The organism is Variovorax sp. GW821-FHT09B01 (genome assembly GCF_059418345.1).
The window spans coordinates 492,712-511,384 of record NZ_JBWKPQ010000002.1; the positions used below are offsets into that span (position 1 = coordinate 492,712).

Sequence of the window (18,673 nt, forward strand, 5' to 3'; positions counted from 1 at the left end):
AGGGGACACTGGGCGCGCCGCCGGCGCGCGGGCGGCGCATTGGCGACAATCGCTCCAATGCGTTCCTCTCCCTTCTTCCGCATGGCCCTGCTGCTGGGCCTGCTCTCCGCCATCGGTCCCTTCGCCATCGACATGTACCTGCCGGCCCTGCCGGCCATCGGCCAGAGCCTGCGCGCCGACATCGGCGCGGTCCAGATGAGCCTCACGGCCTTCTTCATCTCGCTGGGCGCGGGCCAGCTGCTGTACGGGCCGGTCTCCGACATGGTGGGCCGCAAGCCGCCGCTGTACGCGGGCCTCGCGGTGTTCGCGATCGCCAGCGTGGGCTGCGCGCTGGCCACCGACATCCAGACCCTGATCGCGCTGCGCTTCATCCAGGGCCTGGGCGCCGCGGCCGGCATGGCGATCCCGCGCGCGGTGGTGCGCGACCTGCACACCGGCACCGATGCCGCGCGGCTGATGTCGCTGCTGATGCTGGTGTTCAGCATCTCGCCGATCCTCGCGCCGCTGGTGGGCAGCGGCGTGATCGCGGTCACCGGCTGGCGCGGCGTTTTCTGGGCCGTGACCATCGCGGCCGTCGCCGGCCTCGCGATGATGGCCACGCTGCTGGCCGAGACCCGGCCGGCCTCGGAGCGCGTCGAGAGCAGCATCGGCAGCGCGCTCGCGGCCTACTGGCTGCTGCTGCGCGACCGCCACTACCTGGGCCTGGTGTTCATCGGCAGCTTCGCGATGGCGGGCTTCTTCACCTATCTCGCGAACTCCTCGTTCGTGATGATCGACCACTACGGCCTGTCGCCCGCGCTCTACAGCGTGGCCTTCGGCGTGAACGCCGCCGCCTTCTTCGGCGCCTCGCAGTTCAACGGCGCGCTCGGCGAGCGCTTCGGCCTGGCGCGGCTGGTGAAGTTCGGCGTGGCCGGCTGCGGCGTGGCGATGGTCGCCATGTTCGCCTACTACGCGATGGGCGGCGACAGCCTGTGGGTGATGATCGTGCTGTACTTCATCGCCTCGGGCTTCATGGGCTTCGTGATCCCGACCACCGGCGTGCTGGCGCTCGAGATGCACGGCGCGATCGCCGGCACCGCCTCGGCGCTGCTGGGCACGCTGCAGATGCTGACCGGCGCGGTGGCGATGGCGGTGGTGGGTGCCTTCACCGACGGCGGCCCGCTGCCGATGGTGACCGGCATGGCCGCGGGCGCGCTGATCGCCGGCCTGCTGACCTGGCTCACGCTGGGCGGCGACCGCGGCACGCAACCGGCGCGCCGGGTGCAGGAGGCCTGATGAGCAGCGTGGCGGCCAGCGTGGGCACCGAGGGCGGCGCGCGCGTCATCGACGGCCTCGACCAGCCCGCGCGGCGCTGGTCGATGCTGGTCATCATCCTCGGGCTGATCGTCTCGGTGCTCGACGGCACCATCGTCAACCTCGCACTGCCGGGCATCGCGCGCGAACTCAACGCCAGCGCCTCGCAGTCGATCTGGGTGGTCAACGCCTACCAGATCGCCATCCTCGTGATGCTGCTGCCGCTGGCCTCGCTGGGCGACCTGGTGGGCTACCGCCGCGTCTACCTGGTGGGCATGGCGGTGTTCACGCTGTCCTCGGCGGCCGCCACCTTCGCCAACTCGCTGACCACGCTGATCGCCGCGCGCGCCTTCCAGGGCCTGGGCGCGGCCGGCATCATGAGCGTGAACGCGGCGCTGGTGCGGCTGACCTATCCGTCCTCGCAGCTCGGCAAGGGCATGGCCATCAACTCGCTGGTGGTCGCCACCTCCTCGGTGGCCGGGCCCTCGGTGGCGGCGGCGATCCTGTCGGTGGCCTCGTGGCCGTGGCTGTTCGCCATCAACGTGCCGCTGGGCATCGTCACCTTCGCGCTCGGCATGAAGGCGCTGCCCTTCAACCGCGTGGCGCCGGCCGCGGGCTTGCGCTTCTCGCCGATCGACGTGACGCTCAACGTGCTGATGTTCTCGCTGGTGTTCCTCGGCGTCGACCGCCTGGGCGTGCGCGAGGGCGGGGTGGAGGCGGGCGGCCCGCCGCTGAGCGCCTGGCTCACGCTGCTGGCCGGCGTGGCGGTGGGCTTCGTCTACCTGCGCCGGCAGCGCTCGCTGGCGGTGCCGCTGTTCCCGATCGACCTGCTGCGCATTCCGGTGTTCGCGCTCTCCATGGGCACCTCGGTGGCGGCCTTCTGCGCCCAGATGCTGGCCTACATCGCGCTGCCGTTCCTGCTGCTCGACGTCTACGGCCGCAGCCATTTCGAGGCCGGCCTGCTGATCACGGCCTGGCCGCTGGCGATCGTGGCGATGGCGCCGCTGGCCGGCCGCCTGATCGGCCGCTATCCCGACGGGCTGCTCGGCGGCATCGGCCTGGGGCTGATGGCCGCCGGCCTGTTCTCGCTGGCGCTGTTGCCGGCGCACCCGGTCAATGCCGACATCGCCTGGCGCATGGCGCTGTGCGGGCTGGGCTTCGGGCTGTTCCAGTCGCCGAACAACCACACCATCGTGACCTCGCCGCCCGCGCACCGAAGCGGTGCAGCCAGCGGCATGCTCGGCACGGCGCGGCTCACGGGCCAGACCCTGGGCGCGGTGGTGCTGGCCGGCGTCTTCAGCATCTGGAGCCCGCATGGCGGCCACGGGCCGGTGGTGGCGCTGGTGCTGGCCGGCTGTTGTGCCGGTATCGCCGCAATCTTCAGCAGCTTGCGGCTCAGGACGACGGGACACGCGGGCTGAATAGGTTAGGGTACGGCCCCATGAAGGAAGTACCTGATACGGTGGTATGCCCCGGCTGCGACGCGGTCTATGCCCGCGCCGAACTGCAGCCGCGCGAGGTCGCCCATTGCGCGCGCTGCGGCACCGAGATCGGCCGCCATCCGGGCGCGCAGGAAAGCCGCATCCTGCCGCTGACCGTGACCAGCCTCATCATGTTCGCGATCGCCAACCTGTTCCCGATCGTCGAGATCGAGCTGCAGGGCCTGCGCAGCCAGACCACGCTGGCCGGCGCGGTGGTGGTGCTCGGCGCCGAGGGCATGTCGGTGGTGGCGCTGCTGGTGCTGGCCACCACCATCCTGTTCCCGCTGCTGCAGCTGTGCATCCTGGTCTACCTGCTGATCCCGTTGCGGCGCGAGCACCGGCCGCTGGGCTTCGCGATCCTGGTGCGGCTGATGCAGTCGCTGCGGCCCTGGGGAATGATCGAGGTGTTCCTGCTCGGCGTGCTGGTGGCCGTGGTCAAGCTCTCGAGCATGGCGACGGTGGTGCCCGGGCCCGCGCTGTGGGCCTTCGTGGCGCTCACGGTCACGCTGACGGCGGTGCTGTCGTTCAACCCGGGCGCGTTCTGGGAAATGACCTTCCGCGCCGCCGGCGACGAGGACGAGGAGAGGGCTTCCGCATGAAGTTCCCTTCGCTGCGCCGCGCGCGCCCGCCCGAGCCGGAGCCTGCCGGGCACGGGCCGCACCCCGACGCGCCGGTCGTCACCGCCGCCTCGCTGGGCCTGCTGGCCTGCCCGCACTGCGCGGCCGTCTGGCAGGACGCGCAGGAGGGCGACGCCTGCGGGCGCTGCGGCACGCACCTGCACACGCGCAAGCCGCAGAGCCTCACGCGCACCTGGGCCTTCCTGATCGCGGCCTGCATCATGTACATCCCGGCCAACCTGCTGCCGGTGATGATCACGCGCACGCTGTTCGGCGCGCAGTACGACACCATCCTCAGCGGGGTGATCTATTTCTGGGTCTCGGGCGCCTACGGGCTCGCGGCCATCGTCTTCATCGCGAGCTTCCTGGTGCCTCTGTTCAAGCTGGCGGTGCTGTTCCTGCTCGTGGTGATGGCCCAGCGCGGCAGCACCTGGCGGCAGCACGAGCGGGCCAAGCTCTATCACATCATCGAGATCATCGGCCGCTGGTCGATGCTCGACGTGTTCGTGGTGTCGCTGTTGACCGGGCTGGTGCAGATCCAGGGCTTCGCGGTGATCACCGCGGGCGTGGGCATCGCGGCCTTCGGCTCGGTGGTGGTGCTGACCATGCTGGCCTCGCTGAGCTTCGACCCGAAGCTCACCTGGGACAGCAAGCAGGCACAGGCCGTGCAAGAGAATTTCGAGAACAGGGAAGAACAAGCAGCATGAGTGAAGAAGAACAACCGCAAGACCGACCGGCGCCGTCCGCGCCGCCATTGCCGAGGCCGCAGGTCAAGCGCCGCCGCGAGTGGCTGCCCTCGCTGATCTGGCTGATCCCGATCGTGGCCGCGCTGGTCGGCGTGATGCTGGTGGCGCGCATCCTGATGGAGCGCGGCCCCGAGATCGTGCTGACCTTCAAGACCGCCGAGGGCCTCGAGGCCGGCAAGACCGCCGTCAAGTACAAGGACGTGCAGATCGGCCTGGTGCAGAGCCTGCGCCTGGCGCGCGACCGCTCGCACGTGCGGGTGCTGGTGCAGCTCAACAAGGAGGCCGAGGGCTTCACCTCCGAGGACTCGCGCTTCTGGGTCGTGCGGCCGCGGCTCGATACCTCGGGCATCTCGGGCCTGAACACGCTGCTGTCGGGCGCCTACATCGGCGCCGACGCCGGCGTGTCGAAGGAAACCTCGGGCGAATTCAAGGGCCTGGAGGCGCCGCCCATCGTCACACGCGACGACTCGGGCCAGCAGTTCCTGCTGCGCGCCGCCGACATCGGCTCGCTCGACGTCGGTTCGCCCGTGTACTTCCGCCGCATCAAGGTGGGGCAGGTGGCGGCCTACGAACTCGACGGCGACGGCCGCGGCGTGACGCTGCGCGTGTTCGTCAACGCGCCCTACGACAAGTTCGTGGGCGTCAACACGCGCTTCTGGCAAGCCAGCGGCATCGACGCCCAGCTCAGCGCCAGCGGCTTCACGCTGCGCACCCAGTCGCTCGCGACCATCCTGCTCGGCGGCATCGCGTTCCAGGCGCCCGAAGACGCCATGGGCCCGCTCGCGAAGGAGAACACCGCCTTCATGCTCGCGCCCGACGAGGTCACGGCGATGAAGGAGCCCGACGGCCCCTCGCAGACCCTGCTGATGTACTTCAACCAGTCGCTGCGCGGCCTGGTGCCGGGCGCGCCGGTCGACTTCCGCGGCGTGGTGATCGGCGAGGTCAAGTCGATCGGCGTCGAGTTCGACCGCGCCGAGCGCGAGTTCCGCATGCCGGTGCTGGTGCAGATCTATCCCGACCGGCTGCGCCGCCGCAGCGTCGATCGCACGAACGAAAAGGAGCCGCGCTTCTCGCAGCAGGAGCGCCTGCGCTTCCTCACCGAGAAGGGCCTGCGCGCCCAGCTGCGCAACGGCAACCTGATCACGGGCTCGGTCTATGTCGCGCTCGACTTCTTCCCGAAGGCGCCGCCCGCGAAGATCGACCTGAGCAAGAGCCCGATCGAGCTGCCCACCATGGCCAACAGCCTCGACGAGATCCAGTCGCAGGTGCAGGAGATCGCGAGCAAGCTCAACAAGGTGCCCTACGAGCAGATCGCGCAGGACCTGCGCACCACGCTGGCCACGCTCAACAAGACGCTGACCGCCACCGAGCAGACGGTGAGCCGCATCAACAACGACGTCACGCCCGAGCTGGCCGCGGCCATGAAGGACGTGCGCAAGACCGTGAACTCGGCCGAGCGCACGCTGGCCGACGACTCGCCGCTGCAGCAGGACACGCGCCAGATGCTGCAGGAGCTCACGCGCGCCGCCGGTTCGGTGCGCGTGCTGACCGACTACCTCGAACGCCATCCCGAATCGCTGCTGCGCGGCAAACCGGACGACAAGAAATGACGAAGACGCACAGCCGAACCCTTCTCGCCGGCATCGCCGTGCTGGCCGCGCTCGCCGCGGGCTGCGCGAGCAAGCCCGACAGCTACTACACCCTCGCGAGCAGCGTGCCCGCGGACCAGATCGCCGCGCCCGCCGCCAGCGGCACCGTGCCGCTGGCCATCGAGCTCGCGCCCGTGGCCGTGCCCGAGCGGCTGGCGCGGCCGCAGATGGTGGTGCGCAAGCCCGGCGGCCGCGTGCAGGTCGAGGTGCTCGAGCAGCACCGCTGGGCCTCGTCGTTCGAGAACGAGCTGCGCGATGCGCTGGCCAGCGGCATCGCCACGCGCCTGGGCGCGCTCGACGTCAGCAAGGGCGGCCGCCCCAACGTGCAGCCGGTGTGGCGCATCGCGGCACAGCTCAAGCAGTTCGATGCGGTCGACGGCGGCCGTGTCGAAGCGGCCTTCAGCTGGACCCTGCGGCGCGCCGACGAGCCGCGCACGCTGGTGTGCAGCTTCGAGGCCGGCGAACCCGTGGGCACCGGCATGGACGCGGTGGCGCAGGGCGCCCAGCGCGTGACCGCGGCCGCGGCCGCGGCGATGGCACGCAGCGTGGCCGCGGCGCGCGCCAATCCGTCGGCGACCGCCTGCGCGCTCTGAGGGCGGCGGCCCCGCAATGACTGCGGGGCAGGGCGGTGCGGCGGGATGAAGCTCTGGACTGGGTGAGACCAAGAAGAAGCGGAGACCAGCGATGACACAGATCGGCAAGACGCCCTGCGACGACACGCTGATCCGGCACGGCACCGGCCCTGTCGACGACACCGGCTGTCCCGAAGCCTCCAGGCCCTGGGTGCTGGCCGCGGCCATCGTCGGCTCGAGCATGGCCTTCATCGACGGCACCGTGGTCAACGTCGCGCTGCCCGCGATCCAGGCCGACTTGCGCGCCACCGCCTTCCAGGCGCAGTGGGTGGTCGAGTCCTATGCCTTGCTGCTGGCCGCGCTGCTGTTGGTGGGCGGCGCGCTCGGCGACCACTTCGGACGGCGTCGCGTGTTCGCGATCGGCGTCGCGATCTTCGCGCTCTCGTCGGTGGCCTGCGCGCTCGCGGCCAGCGTGCAGCAGCTGATCGCCGCGCGCGCGGTGCAGGGCATCGGCGGCGCGCTGCTGGTGCCGGGCAGCCTGGCGCTGATCAGCGCGGCCTTTCCCGAGAAGCAGCGCGGCAAGGCCATCGGCACCTGGTCGGGCTTCAGCGGCATCACGGCCGCCGTGGGGCCGGTGCTCGGCGGTTTCCTGGTCGATCATTTCTCGTGGACCTGGGCCTTTCTGGTCAACGTGCCGATGGCGCTGCTGGTGCTGTGGATCTGCTGGCGCCACGTGCCCGAGAGCCGCGGCGCCTCGGCCGGCGGTGGCCTCGATCCCTGGGGCGCGCTGCTGGCCACGGCCGGGCTCGGCGGCATCGTCTATGCGTTCATCGAGGCGCCCACGCAGGGCTGGACCTCGACGGCCGTGCTGGCGGCGCTGGCCATCGGCCTCGCGGGCAGCGCGGGCTTCGTCGCCGTCGAGCGGCGCGTGCGCGCGCCGATGCTGCCGCTCTCGCTGCTGCGCATCGGCAACTTCAGCGGTGCCAACCTGCTGACCCTGCTGCTCTATGCCGCGCTCGGCGGCGGCCTCTATTTCTTCCCGCTCAACCTGATTCAGGTGCAGGGCTGGTCGGCCACGGCGGCGGGCGCGGCGCTGCTGCCCTTCATCCTCATCATGTTCGCGCTCTCGGGCTGGGCCGGCCAGCTGGTCGACCGCTTCGGGCCGCGGCTGCCGCTGGTGATCGGGCCCGCGATCGCGGCCGTGGGCTTCGCGCTGTTCGCGCTGCCCGGCGTGGGCGCGAGCTACTGGAGCGGCTTCCTGCCGGCCGTGGTGGTGCTGGGCCTGGGCATGACGGTGACCGTGGCGCCGCTCACCACCACCGTGATGAACGCGGTCGGTCCCGAGCTCGCGGGCGTGGCCTCGGGCGTGAACAACGCGGTCTCGCGCGCGGCCGCGGTGCTGGCCATCGCGGTCTTCGGCGCGATCATGGCCTGGGCCTTCGACGCCGCGCTGGCCGAGCACCTGCAGGCCGCGGGCGCCTCGGCGCAGGTGACGGCCTTCTTCGAAGGCGAGCGCGCCAAGCTCGCCGGCGCCGCCATGCCGCCGGGCGTGGATGCGGCCACGGCCGAGGCCCTGCGGCGCGCGGTGGCCGAAGCCTTCGTGGCGGGCTTCCGCTGGGTGATGCTTCTGAGCGCCGGGCTGGCGCTGCTCAGCGCGGCCAGTGCGTGGCGCATGATCGGCGGCAAGGGCGCCGTTCAGGACGACGTTCAGGACGACGTCAAGGCCGACTGAAGCCGCTCGGGCGCGCGCTGCGCGTGCTCGGCGAGGAAGGCGGCCAGCGTGCGGTTCACCACGTCGGGATCGGTGATGCTCAGGAAGTGCTGCCCGCCCTCGACCTCGACGCAGCGTGCCTGCGCGATGGCCGCGGCGATGCGGCGGCCGACCTCGATCGGGTAGGCGTTGTCGCGCGTGCCGTGCATCACCAGCACCGGCATGCGCAGCGCGCCCACCAGCGGCGCGATGGCATCGCGGCCCGCCAGCGCGTCGAAGGCCAGCTGCCACTGCACCGGGTTCCACGACTGCCAGGAACGCTTCCAGGCACCGGCGTCGAAGTCCGGACCGAAGCAGACATGGGCCATGGCCTCGATCGCCTGCAGCGGCGGCGCCTCGAAGGACGATGCCTGCACCTCGGCGACCAGGGCGCGATAGGCCTCGCGCGTGGCCTCGGATTCGGCATCGATTGAGGAGCCGAACACCGCCACGCTGGCGATGCGCGAAGGCGCGAGCAGCGCGGCACGCAGCGCGACGAAGCCGCCCTGGCTGGTGCCGGCCACCGCGACGCGGTCGATGCCCAGGTGGTCGAGCAGCGCGATCAGGTCGCGCGCCGAGTCCCAGAAGCCGAAGGGATGCTCGGCCGCGCTCTCGCCATGGGCGCGCTGGTCCCAGACGATGCAGCGGTGCGTGGCCGCGAAGTGGCGCAGCTGCGGCGCGAACATCTCGGCGCGCATGCCGAAGCTGTGGCAGAACACCAGCGCGGGCCTGTGGCCGCCGGTGTCTTCGTAGCGCAGGCGGTGGAAGGGCAGGGACAGGAAGGGCATGGGGATGTCTCCGAGGTGATCGATGGGATGGGGCCGCGACGCCGCGTCGGGGTCTGCGAGGTTGTACCGGCGGCCCGCCGTTCGTAGGATTCCGCGCTTGCTCTGTTCTTGTCCGGGATTGCTCAGTGAACCACGCGACCGCTCTTCCTGCCGCATCGTCCAGCTACGGCGCCAAGTACGCGGCGGCCGGCAGCCTCGCGCTCGCCGACTCGTTCGCGCGGCCCTGGCGCGGTTTCGGCGCCGAGCTCCGCCGGCATGCGGCGGTCGACGCGCCCGGCTTCGTGCAGCCGGTGACCGAGGTGGCGATCGGCATCGCGGGCCATGGCCGGGTGTCGCGGCGCGCGGACGGCGAGGCCGAGCAGCGCTTCGAGGCGCAGCCGGGCCGCTTCTGCATCTGCCCGGGCGGGGTGCCGGTCGACCATCTGCGGCTGCAGGGGGAGGGCGTGGAGCTGCTGCACTTCTACGTCGACGGCGGGCTCGACCCGGACTTCGCGGCACGCACGGCGCTGGCCGACTGGCCCTATGCGGGCGGGCTGGCCGATCCGCTGGTGGCGCAGATCGGGCTGGCGATGGCGCAGGAGCTGCGGCAGGAAAGCAGCGGCGGCGAACTGCTGCTCGACACGCTGGGCCATGCGCTGCTGGCGCGCATCGGGCAGCGGCACACGGGCGCGTCGGCGGCCGGTCCCGCCACGGCGGGCCGAGGCCTGTCGCCCGCGCGGCTGGCGCGCGTGCAGGCCTATCTGCAGGCCCATGTGGAACGCGCGCTGTCGCTCGAGGACATGGCGCGCGAAGCCTGCCTGAGCCGTTTCCATTTCGTGCGCGCGTTCAAGGCCTCGACGGGCCGCACGCCGCATCAATATCTGGGCAGCCTGCGGCTCGAGCTCGCGAAGTCGTTGCTGGCGGCGGGCCAGGAGAGCATCGAGGCGATCGCTTGGCGCCTGCAGTTCGCGAGCGCCTCTGGTTTCTCGCGCGCGTTCCGGCGCGAGCTGGGCCTCACGCCGTCGGCCTACGCGCAGGCGCTGCGGCGTCGCTGAGCAGGGTGTCGAGCTCGGCCCAGAGCGGATCGCACTGGCCGGCCCGGTAGGCGGCGGCCTTGAAGGTGGCGTGCTCGCCGCGGTAGGTCTCCCACAGGTCGCGATGGCCATCGGCCACGCAGGCGCGCACATTGGCCAGTCGGTCGGCGGCCTTCACGGTCAGTGCGAGCTCCTGTTCGCCCTTCACATGCGACATGGCCGCATAGGTCCGCGCCTTGCGCTCCTTGCGGTTGGCACCGGGCGCGTCGCTCAGCAATGCCACGCAGCCGGCCACCAGGGTGCCGAAGCGTTCGGCGACGTCGGCCACGGTGGCCTCGGTGTCCTCGACCACGTCGTGCAGGTAGCCCACGACCTGCGCCTGTTCCCCATAGGGCCGCAGCAGTGCGACCACTGCATCGAGGTGATGGACGTAGGGGTGCACGCCGTATTTCTGGTCGCCGTGCATTTCGATGGCGTAGCTTCGTGCGGCGTCGGGGGAGGTCTCTGGGGTCATGCGGACAACCCTAGCGGGTCGTGTGTTTGGTGGCAATGGCGTGGGGGCCGTGTTGTCGTAGGCCGGGGACGGGCGCGCGCCGACGGGGTACTCCCCTCCGCGAATGTCCCCCGCCTTCGGCTCCTCCTTTATTTCGCTGCGGGGAGTACCCCGCCGACGCGCGCCAGACGCGCAGCAGTTGATCGGCCGGCACTACCGCAGCGCTCCCGTGCACAGGGCAGCGGGTGCTTCCCGCAGCGAAATCAAGGAGGAGCCCGAAGGGCGGGGGACATTCGCGGAGGGAAGTACCCGCTGTCCTGTGCACGCGCCCCCAGCGCCCCAAAAAAACCGCCGTTTACGAAGGAAAACACCTACCGAAACGACATTGCGGACCAATTGGTGTATCGATACAGTAAATCGTTCCACCAAACGGGCGTTCCGACCCACAGGAGACAAGCCATGACCTCGATTTCACGCCGCCGCTTCGTCCAGTCATCGTCGGCCCTGCCGCTCGCGATGGCGGCCGCCGGCACGGGATTCACGCCCTTCGTCGCCGCGCAGGACAAGACCGTCGCGCTGCGCCTGTCGTCCTCGCACGTCGCCGACCTCAACTCCTCGCACTTCGCGTGGAACCAGCTCATGCAGGTCAACCTCAAGAAGGCCGTCGGCGAGCGCATCCGCATCGACTACTTTCCCAACAACCAGCTCGGCAAGGAAAGCGACGTCGTGCAGCAGGTCAAGGTCGGCTCCATCGACATGATGCTCACCGGCTCCTCGATCTGGGCCACCGTCACGCCGCAGTTCGGCATGCTCGACCTCGGCTACCTGTTCGACAGCTACGAGCATGTCGCCAAGGCCCTCGACGGCGGCGTCGGCGCCAAGCTCAACGACATGCTCGTCAAGAGCACCGGCTGCCAGGTCATCACCTGGGGCCAGCACTACGGCGCGCGCAACGTCTACACCAAGCAGCCCGTCAAGTCGCTGGCCGAGGTGAAGAACGTCAAGCTGCGCGTGCTGCCCACGCCCGCCTTCATCGAGACCTTCAAGATCATGGGCGCCATCCCCACGCCCATCTCCTTCGGCGAGCTCTACATGGCCGCGCAGACCGGCGTCGTCGACGGTTTCGAGCACGATGCCGCCACCGTGCTCGCGAGCAAGCTCAACGAGGTCGTCAAGCACTGCTGGATGACCGAGCACCTGTTCAGCCCCATGGTCTGCATCGCCGGGCGCCGCGCCATGGACCGCATTCCGGCCGACCTGCGCCCGGCCTTCCTCAAGGCCGCGGCCGAATCGACCGCGCAGCAGCGCCAGATCGGCGCCGAGAAAGGGCAGGGCGCCATCGAGGAACTGAAGAAGCTGGGCCTGAGCTTCACGCCCATGGCCAGGAACGAACGCGATCAGGTGCGCAAGGAGATGGAGGCCAGGCTCTGGTCGGCCTTCGCCAAGCAGTATCCCGAGACCGGGCCGCTGTTCGCCGCCATCAACGCCGCCCGCGCCTGACCGCATGTCCAGCGTCCTGCCCCCGATGGCCCCGGTCACGCCCGCCGTACTGCCGCCCCTGTCGCCGCTGCCGGCCGCGGGCCACGGCCACGATCCGCGCGCCCTGGGCTTCAGCACCGCCCACCCCGCGGGCCGCGGCCTCGCCTGGCTCACGCGCGCCATGGAAAACGTGGCCGGCGTCGTGCTCGCGATCGATGTGCTCATCGTCTTCGTCTCGGTCGTGTTCCGCTACTTCCTGCACGACCCCTTCGACTGGGCCGAGGAGGTCGCGCGCGCGCTGATGGTGATCCAGGTCTTTTTCGGCGCCGCCACCGTGCTCGCGCGCAGCCAGCATGTGGGCGTCGACCTGTTCCGCGGCCTGCTGCCCGCGCGCTGGCAGCCCGCGCTGATCCAGTTCGGCAACTGGATCGTGGTCGGCGTCTCGGCCAGCCTGCTCGCCTCGTCATGGGAGCTGCTGCTCGACGCCTACAACATGACCACCCCGATCGGCCTGCCGCAGTGGATCTACGTCTACCCGGTGGTCATCGGCAGCCTGTTCATGACCTTGTTCGGCCTCGCCAACGCCGTCAACGGACCGGCCCGGCGCGTCTGGAGCACCCTGGCCGTGGGCATCGCGCTCACCGCCGCCGTCGTGGGCTGGAACACCTTCGTGCCCGGCCACGCCATCGCGCCCTGGATGCTGCTGACCGCGGGCTTCCTCGGTGGCCTGATGCTCGGCGTGCCGATTGCCTTCGTGCTCGCGCTCTCGTCGCTGGTGTTCTTCATGGCCGATCCCTCGCTGCCGATGCTGGTCTATTCGCAGCAGGTCATGGCCGGCACCGACCACTACGTGCTGCTCGCCATTCCCTTCTTCGTGCTGGCCGGCCTGCTGATGGAATCCAACGGCATGTCCTCGCGGCTGATCGAGCTGCTTCTGCGCATGTTCGGCCGCCTGCGCGGCGGCCTGGGCCTGATCACCATCACGGCCACCGCCTTCTTCTCGGGGGTCTCGGGCTCCAAGCTGGCCGACATCGCCGCGGTCGGCGGCATCATCATGCCGGCCGTGCGCAAGACGAAGCAGGATCCGAACGAGACCGCCGGCCTGCTGGCCTGCACCGCGGTGATGGCCGAGACCATCCCGCCGTGCATCAACATGATCATCATGGGCTTCGTCGCCAACATCTCGATCGCCGGGCTGTTCATGGCCGGCCTCGTGCCCGCCGTGGTGCTCGCGCTCTCGCTGGCCGCGGTCACCATCTACGTCGGCGCGCGCATCGACCCCGACCAGGCCTTCGACGTGCGCACGCCCATGTTCCGCCTGCTCGGCGGCGCGCTGGTCGCGCTGGTGATGGTGGCGATGATCGGCAAGGGCGTGACCTCGGGCGTCGCGACCTCGACCGAGGTCTCGTCCTTCGCCGTGGTCTATGCGCTGGTGGTGGGCTGGCTGGCCTTCCGCGAGCTCACCTGGTCGTCGGTGGCGCGCCTGTTCGTGCGCTCGGCCTCGATGGCGGGCAGCATCCTGTTCATCGTGGCGGCCGCGTCCAGCCTCTCGTTTGCACTGACAATCCAGCAGATCCCGCAGTACCTGTCGTCGTTCATGATCGAGTTCGCGCACGCATGGGGCAGCACCATGTTCGTGATGCTCTCGGTGCTGATCATGATCGTGTTCGGCGCCATCCTCGAGGGCGCGCCCGCGCTCATCATCTTCGGGCCGTTGCTGACACCGATCGCGGCGCAGCTGGGCGTCAATCCGCTGCACTTCGGCACCGTGATGGTCATCGCCATGGGCTTCGGCCTGTTCGCGCCGCCGGTGGGGCTGGGGCTGTTCGCCACCTGCGCCATCACCGGCACCCAGGTGAAGGACGTGGCGCGGCCGATGATGAAATACCTCGCGGTGCTGTTCGTCACCCTCGTGCTGCTGGTGCTGGTGCCGGCCTTCTCGGTCTGGCTGCCCACGCGCATGGGGCTGTGACGACGCACGAATGCAGGACCGCGATGAACCCGAAAGGACCCCGAAAACCGTGAGCAGAATCAGCGATGTCGCCCAGCGGGCGGGCGTTTCGACCAGCACCGTGTCGAACGTGTTGAATGGCCGCGTGGACCGCATGGCGGCCGCCACGCTGGAGCGGGTGCAGGACGCGATCCGCGACCTCAAGTACCGGCCCAACACCTCGGCGCGGCAGCTCAAGACCGGCCACACGCCGCTGATCGGCCTGCTGGTGCCGTCGATGGCCAACCCGATGTACGGCTTCATCGCGCGCGAGGTCGAGACGCTGGCGCAGGAGCGCTACGGCTTCCGCATCATGATCGGCAACACCTACCGCGAGAAGGAACGCGAGGCGCGCTTCTTCGAGGACCTGATGGCTCACGGCGTGCGCGGCGTGATCATCATCTCGTCGCTGATCGACGAGCAGCACGTCGAGGCCGCGGCCGAGCGCGGCCTGGTGGTGGTGAGCTACGACCGGCGCGCCACGCCCGGCGAGGCCTCGGTGATCGACCACGTCACGGTCGACAGCTTCGAGTCCTCGCGCATCGCCACCGCGCACCTGATCGAACGGGGCCACCGGCGGCTGGCCTTCGTCACGCCCTCGGGCCGCACCATGAGCCGCAACGAGAAGATCCAGGGCTTTCTCGCGGCCGCGCGCGCAGCCGGCCTCGAGGCCAGCGCGCGCGTGGTCGAGGGGCTGCCGGTCGACGAGTACGGCGACTCGATGATGAGCGAGCTGGGCCGCACCCAGGCTAGCCAGCTCGCGCAATTGCCCGAACGGCCCACCGGCGTGGTCGGCGTCAACGACCTGCTGGCCTACGGCCTGATGGCGGGCTTTCGCGATGCCGGGCTCGCGGTGCCCGACGACGTGTCGGTGGTCGGCATCGACAACGTGTTCCTCTCCACCCTGATGTACCCCGCGATGACCTCGGTGCGCGTGCCGGTGCCCGAGATGGCGCAGGTGATGGTCGAGCGCGTGATGAGCCGCCTGGCCGACGGCGCGCTGCCCGCGGGCGAGTTCCTGTTCGCACCCACGCTGGTGGCGCGCGACTCGGTGGCGCCGCCGCGCGGCTGAGGCCGACTTCTTCCTTCTTCCTGCCTTGTCCATGACCACGGTTTTCGTCAGCCATCCCCAGAGCAAGCTCGCCCACTACTTCGGCGAACGCGCCAGCACCGCGTTGCGCGCCTTCGCGCAGGTGCGCTTCAACCCCGAGGACCGCGATCTCTCGTCGCACGAGATCGCCGAACTGGCGCGCGACTGCGACGCCATCGTCTCCTACCGCCAGACCGTGGGCGACGAGGCGCTGTTCGCCGCGCTGCCCAAGCTGCAGGCCTTTGTGCGCTGCGCCATCGACATCCGCAACATCGACCTGGCCGCCGCGAGCCGCCACGGCGTGCTGGTGACGCAGGCCAGCGCGGGCTTCATCGCCTCGGTGTCCGAATGGATCGTGGGCGCGATGATCGACCTCGCGCGCGGCATCAGCGCCTCGACCGCGCTCTACCACGCGGGCCAGCCGGTGCCGCCCGCCATGGGCCGAGAGCTGCGCGGCGCCACGCTCGGCGTGATCGGCTACGGCCAGATCGCGCGCTACCTCTGCACCGTGGCGCAGGCGCTCGGCATGCGCGTGGTGGTGCACGATCCCTTCGCGGTGGTGGCGCAGGCGGGCATCGCGCAGGCCGGCTTCGGCGAGCTGCTCGCCCAGTCCGACTTCGTGGTCTGCCTCGCGGCGGCCACCGAAGACACCGAGAACCTCATGAACGCCGCCGCCTTCGCGGCCATGCAGCCGGGTGCCTTCTTCATCAATGCCGCGCGCGGCAACCTGGTCGACGAGGACGCGCTGGTCGCCGCGCTCGACGCCGGCACGATCGCGGGCTGCGCGCTCGACGTGGGCCGCGCGCCCGACCAGATGCCGTCGCCCGCGGTGGCGCGCCATCCGCGCGCGATCGCCACGCCGCACATCGGCGGCCTCACGCCGCCCGCGGTCGAGCACCAGGCGATGGAAACCGTGTCGCAGCTGGCCGAGATCTTCCAGGGCCGTATGCCGAAGGGCGCGGTGAATGCCATCGAGGCCCGTCGCTGGCGCCAGGCCTTCGGCGTGCCGGCCTGATCCCTTTCCCCATCCACCGAGAGCCACCATGGAACCGACCCGGAACGCGCGCTACGCCGACGCCTGCGACTGCCACGTCCACATCTACGAAGACCGCTTCCCGCTGATTCCGAACGTCGCCTGGGTGCCGCCGCACTCGCCGGTGTCGGCCTACCGCGAGCAGGTGCAGCAGCCGCTGGGCATCGAGCGCGCGGTGGTGGTGCAGCCCACGGGCTACGGCTTCGACAACCGCTGCACCCTCGATGCGCTCGCGCAGTTCGGCGAGGCGGCGCGCGGCATCGCGCTGCTGGCGCCCGATGCGCCCGACGCCGAGATCGCGCGCCTGCATGCGGGCGGCATGCGCGGCGTGCGCTACATGATGATCGGCGGCGTGCTGGGCTGGGAGTCGCTGCCGGGCATGGCCGCGCGCATGGCCGATGCCGACTGGATGATCAACCTGCAGCTCGACGGCCGCACCATGCCGGAGCACGAGGATGTGCTCCGGAAGCTGCCGTGCCGGCTGGTGCTCGACCACAACGGCAAGTTCCTCGAGCCGGTGGCGCCCAGCCATCCCTCGTTCCAGTCGCTGCTGCGCGTGATCGACGCGGGCCGCGTGTGGATCAAGCTCTCGGCGCCCTACGAGACCTCGAAGAGCGGCGCGCCCGGCTACGACGACGTGAGCCTGCTCGCGCGCACGCTGGCCGAGACCTTTCCCGAACGCTGCCTGTGGGCCAGCAACTGGCCGCACCCGGGACGCGATCCGCGCCCCGAGAGCGCGCCGCTGTACGACCTGCTGTTCTCGTGGGCCACGAGCGAGGACACGCGCCGGCGCATCCTGGTCGACAACCCGGCCGCGCTGTACGGGTTCAAGGCCTGACGCGGGCCCGGGGAGGGCGGATCCGAAGCCCGCCATAATCGGCGCTCCCGTCTTCTTGAACCGCCTCAGGTCAGCCACGCCGCGTCGAAGCCAACCTGCCTCCTGGACTTCGATCCACCCTTGCCGGTGCCGGCGCGCCCGTGTTCGAACGCTATTACCGCGAACTGCTGAACTTCCTGTCCCGCAAGGTGCCGGACCGCGCCACCGCGGCCGACCTGGCGCAGGAGAGCTATGCGCGCGTCTACGAGGCGCAGCGCGCGGGCAGCGTAGTGCGCGATCCGCGCGCGCTGCTCTACCGGGTCGCGCGCAACCTCGTCACCGACCATCACCGGCGCAGCAGCGTGCGCGCCGGGCTTGCGGACGCCGAGACCGAGGACGGCCTGGGCGAGCCCGACGACTGCATGGGCCCCGCGAGCTTCGAGCCCGACGCGGCGCTGGCCTCGAGCCAGGGACTGGCCGCGATGATCGCCGCGATCGAGGGCTTGCCGCCGCGCTGCCGCGAGGCCTTCGTGCTCTACAAGTTCGACGGGCTCTCGTATGCCGAGGTCGCCGAGCGCATGGGCATCTCGGTGCGCACGGTCGAGATGCAGCTGCGCATCGCGATGGCGGCCTGCTGGGACTGCCTGGAGCGTGGCGGGAAATGAAGAGATCCACGATGAACCGAAGAGAGACCGCGCCCTACAGGGTTGGCGCCCGCTCGTGCGTCTCCATCTCCAGGGACGCCCTCGCCACATGAATTCGACGCCATCACCGGAAGACGCATCGCGCCTGCGAGAGGAGGTGCTCGACTGGTTCGTGCGCCGCCAGCGCGAGGGCTGGAGCGCCAGCGAGGAGCGCGAGTTCCAGGGTTGGCTGGTGGCCGATCCGCATCGCGCCGAGGCCTGGCGTGCCTGGGCGTCACGCTGGCGGGCCGTCGACGCGATCCCGGCCGCGACCGTGGCCGGCTGGCGCGAAGGCTTCGCGGGCCGCGCTGCCGCGCCCACGCGGCGCGGCTTCATGAAACCGGCACTGGCGCTGGCCGCCACCGGCATGGCCGTCGGCGCCGGCTACCTGGGCTGGCGCGAGCTGCAGGCGCAGCCGGTGTTCGTGCAGGCCTTCGCCACCCGGCGCGGCCAGCAGCTCGACCTGCCGCTGCCCGACGGCACGCGCCTGCGGCTCGACACCGCGACCCGCATCGAGGTGCAGCTGTTTCGCGACCGGCGCGAGGTGCGGCTGCTCGAGGGGCAGGCCGTGTTTGCCGTGCAGTCCGATGCAGAGCGGCCGTTCTCGGTGCTGGCCGGGCCGCTCGAGGTGCGCGTGGTCGGCACCCGTTTCGCGGTGCGCTACACGCCGGGGATCGACGGCGCGGACGGCACGCGGGTGTCGGTGGAGGAGGGCCGGGTGCGCGTGGCGCGGCGCGATCGCGCGCAGGACGGTGCCTGGGCCGCGCCCTCGGCGGCGAGCCTGCGCGAGGCGGTCTTCCTGGTCGCCGGCCAGCAGCTCGAGAGTGATGCCCGAGGCCTGCTGGGCCCGGTGGCGGCGGTGCCGGGCGAGGGCATCGCGCCCTGGCGCGAGCACCGGCTGAGCTTCGTCGACACGCCGCTGGCGCGCGCGCTGGCCGAGCTCGAGCGCTACGGCAGCACCGGCCTGGTGGTGAACGATCCGGCCGTGGCGGCGCTGCGGCTGACCGGCACCTTCGATCCGCGCGATGCGCGCACCCTGCGCCGCGCGCTGCCGAGCGCCTTGCCGGTGCGGCTGAAGCAGGCCGGCGCGGTCACCGAGCTGGTCGCCGCGCACTGAGACAAGAGCGGCGCCGGAAAAAATTTTCGGCGGGGCTACGGTATTTCCCGCCCATCGTGCGT

17 protein-coding genes are annotated in these 18,673 nt (G+C 70.7%); 15 read left to right on the top strand and 2 right to left on the bottom strand.

The window, feature by feature from the left end:
- Positions 1-57: 57 nt before the first annotated feature.
- From AC07RV_RS09400 to AC07RV_RS09430, 7 genes are all read left to right on the top strand, one after another.
- On the top strand, positions 58-1,275 hold the full coding sequence (locus AC07RV_RS09400; RefSeq protein ID WP_203201039.1) for a multidrug effflux MFS transporter: 1,218 nt from the start codon (positions 58-60) through the stop codon (positions 1,273-1,275).
- Positions 1,275-2,714, top strand: a complete 1,440-nt coding sequence (locus AC07RV_RS09405; RefSeq protein ID WP_296782672.1) for an MFS transporter — start codon at positions 1,275-1,277, stop codon at positions 2,712-2,714. Before AC07RV_RS09400 ends, AC07RV_RS09405 begins: the two co-directional genes overlap by 1 nt.
- Positions 2,715-2,734: 20 nt before the next feature.
- Complete coding sequence (locus tag AC07RV_RS09410) at positions 2,735-3,373, top strand: paraquat-inducible protein A (protein ID WP_093342014.1); 639 nt, start codon at positions 2,735-2,737, stop codon at positions 3,371-3,373.
- Complete coding sequence (locus AC07RV_RS09415; RefSeq protein WP_296782669.1) at positions 3,370-4,098, top strand: paraquat-inducible protein A; 729 nt, start codon at positions 3,370-3,372, stop codon at positions 4,096-4,098. Before AC07RV_RS09410 ends, AC07RV_RS09415 begins: the two co-directional genes overlap by 4 nt.
- Entirely contained in the window at positions 4,095-5,747 is a 1,653-nt protein-coding gene (locus tag AC07RV_RS09420) for a PqiB family protein (protein WP_296782667.1), read from the top strand. The genes AC07RV_RS09415 and AC07RV_RS09420 overlap by 4 nt, the downstream gene beginning before the upstream one ends.
- Positions 5,744-6,379 (top strand): PqiC family protein, encoded by a 636-nt coding sequence (locus AC07RV_RS09425; RefSeq protein ID WP_296782665.1) that lies wholly within the window; start codon positions 5,744-5,746, stop codon positions 6,377-6,379. Before AC07RV_RS09420 ends, AC07RV_RS09425 begins: the two co-directional genes overlap by 4 nt.
- Positions 6,380-6,470: 91 nt before the next feature.
- Complete coding sequence (locus AC07RV_RS09430) at positions 6,471-8,090, top strand: MFS transporter (protein WP_296782663.1); 1,620 nt, start codon at positions 6,471-6,473, stop codon at positions 8,088-8,090.
- Here AC07RV_RS09430 and AC07RV_RS09435 read toward each other — a convergent pair.
- Entirely contained in the window at positions 8,066-8,896 is an 831-nt protein-coding gene (locus tag AC07RV_RS09435) for an alpha/beta fold hydrolase (RefSeq protein WP_296782662.1), read from the bottom strand. The genes AC07RV_RS09430 and AC07RV_RS09435 overlap by 25 nt on opposite strands.
- Before the next feature lie 125 nt (positions 8,897-9,021).
- On the opposite strand from AC07RV_RS09435, the gene AC07RV_RS09440 reads away from it, so the two are divergent.
- Positions 9,022-9,930: a helix-turn-helix domain-containing protein gene (locus tag AC07RV_RS09440; RefSeq protein WP_296782660.1), complete on the top strand. Its 909-nt coding sequence runs from the start codon at positions 9,022-9,024 to the stop codon at positions 9,928-9,930.
- On the opposite strand, the gene AC07RV_RS09445 is transcribed toward AC07RV_RS09440, so the two are convergent.
- On the bottom strand, positions 9,890-10,423 hold the full coding sequence (locus AC07RV_RS09445) for an HD domain-containing protein (RefSeq protein WP_296782659.1): 534 nt from the start codon (positions 10,421-10,423) through the stop codon (positions 9,890-9,892). The two genes, AC07RV_RS09440 and AC07RV_RS09445, sit on opposite strands and share 41 nt — an antisense overlap.
- A 438-nt stretch (positions 10,424-10,861) precedes the next feature.
- Here AC07RV_RS09445 and AC07RV_RS09450 point away from each other — a divergent pair, with 438 nt between their 5' ends.
- The 7 genes from AC07RV_RS09450 to AC07RV_RS09480 all read left to right on the top strand — a co-directional run bounded on the left by AC07RV_RS09450 (position 10,862) and on the right by AC07RV_RS09480 (position 18,611).
- Positions 10,862-11,902 (top strand): TRAP transporter substrate-binding protein, encoded by a 1,041-nt coding sequence (locus AC07RV_RS09450; RefSeq protein WP_296782657.1) that lies wholly within the window; start codon positions 10,862-10,864, stop codon positions 11,900-11,902.
- A 160-nt stretch (positions 11,903-12,062) separates the two neighbouring features.
- A complete protein-coding gene (locus tag AC07RV_RS09455; RefSeq protein WP_444813824.1) occupies positions 12,063-13,853 on the top strand; it encodes a TRAP transporter large permease in 1,791 nt (596 codons plus the stop codon).
- 49 nt (positions 13,854-13,902) lie between these two features.
- Positions 13,903-14,943, top strand: coding sequence for a LacI family DNA-binding transcriptional regulator (locus AC07RV_RS09460; RefSeq protein ID WP_296782655.1), 1,041 nt, complete (start codon positions 13,903-13,905; stop codon positions 14,941-14,943).
- Positions 14,944-14,974: 31 nt separating this feature from the next.
- Positions 14,975-15,976, top strand: a complete 1,002-nt coding sequence (locus tag AC07RV_RS09465) for a hydroxyacid dehydrogenase (RefSeq protein ID WP_296782654.1) — start codon at positions 14,975-14,977, stop codon at positions 15,974-15,976.
- A 28-nt stretch (positions 15,977-16,004) separates the two neighbouring features.
- Positions 16,005-16,832 (top strand): amidohydrolase family protein, encoded by an 828-nt coding sequence (locus AC07RV_RS09470; RefSeq protein ID WP_296782653.1) that lies wholly within the window; start codon positions 16,005-16,007, stop codon positions 16,830-16,832.
- Positions 16,833-16,972: 140 nt separating this feature from the next.
- Entirely contained in the window at positions 16,973-17,476 is a 504-nt protein-coding gene (locus tag AC07RV_RS09475) for an RNA polymerase sigma factor (RefSeq protein ID WP_296782652.1), read from the top strand.
- 88 nt (positions 17,477-17,564) lie between these two features.
- Complete coding sequence (locus AC07RV_RS09480; protein WP_296782651.1) at positions 17,565-18,611, top strand: FecR family protein; 1,047 nt, start codon at positions 17,565-17,567, stop codon at positions 18,609-18,611.
- Positions 18,612-18,673: the final 62 nt, after the last annotated feature.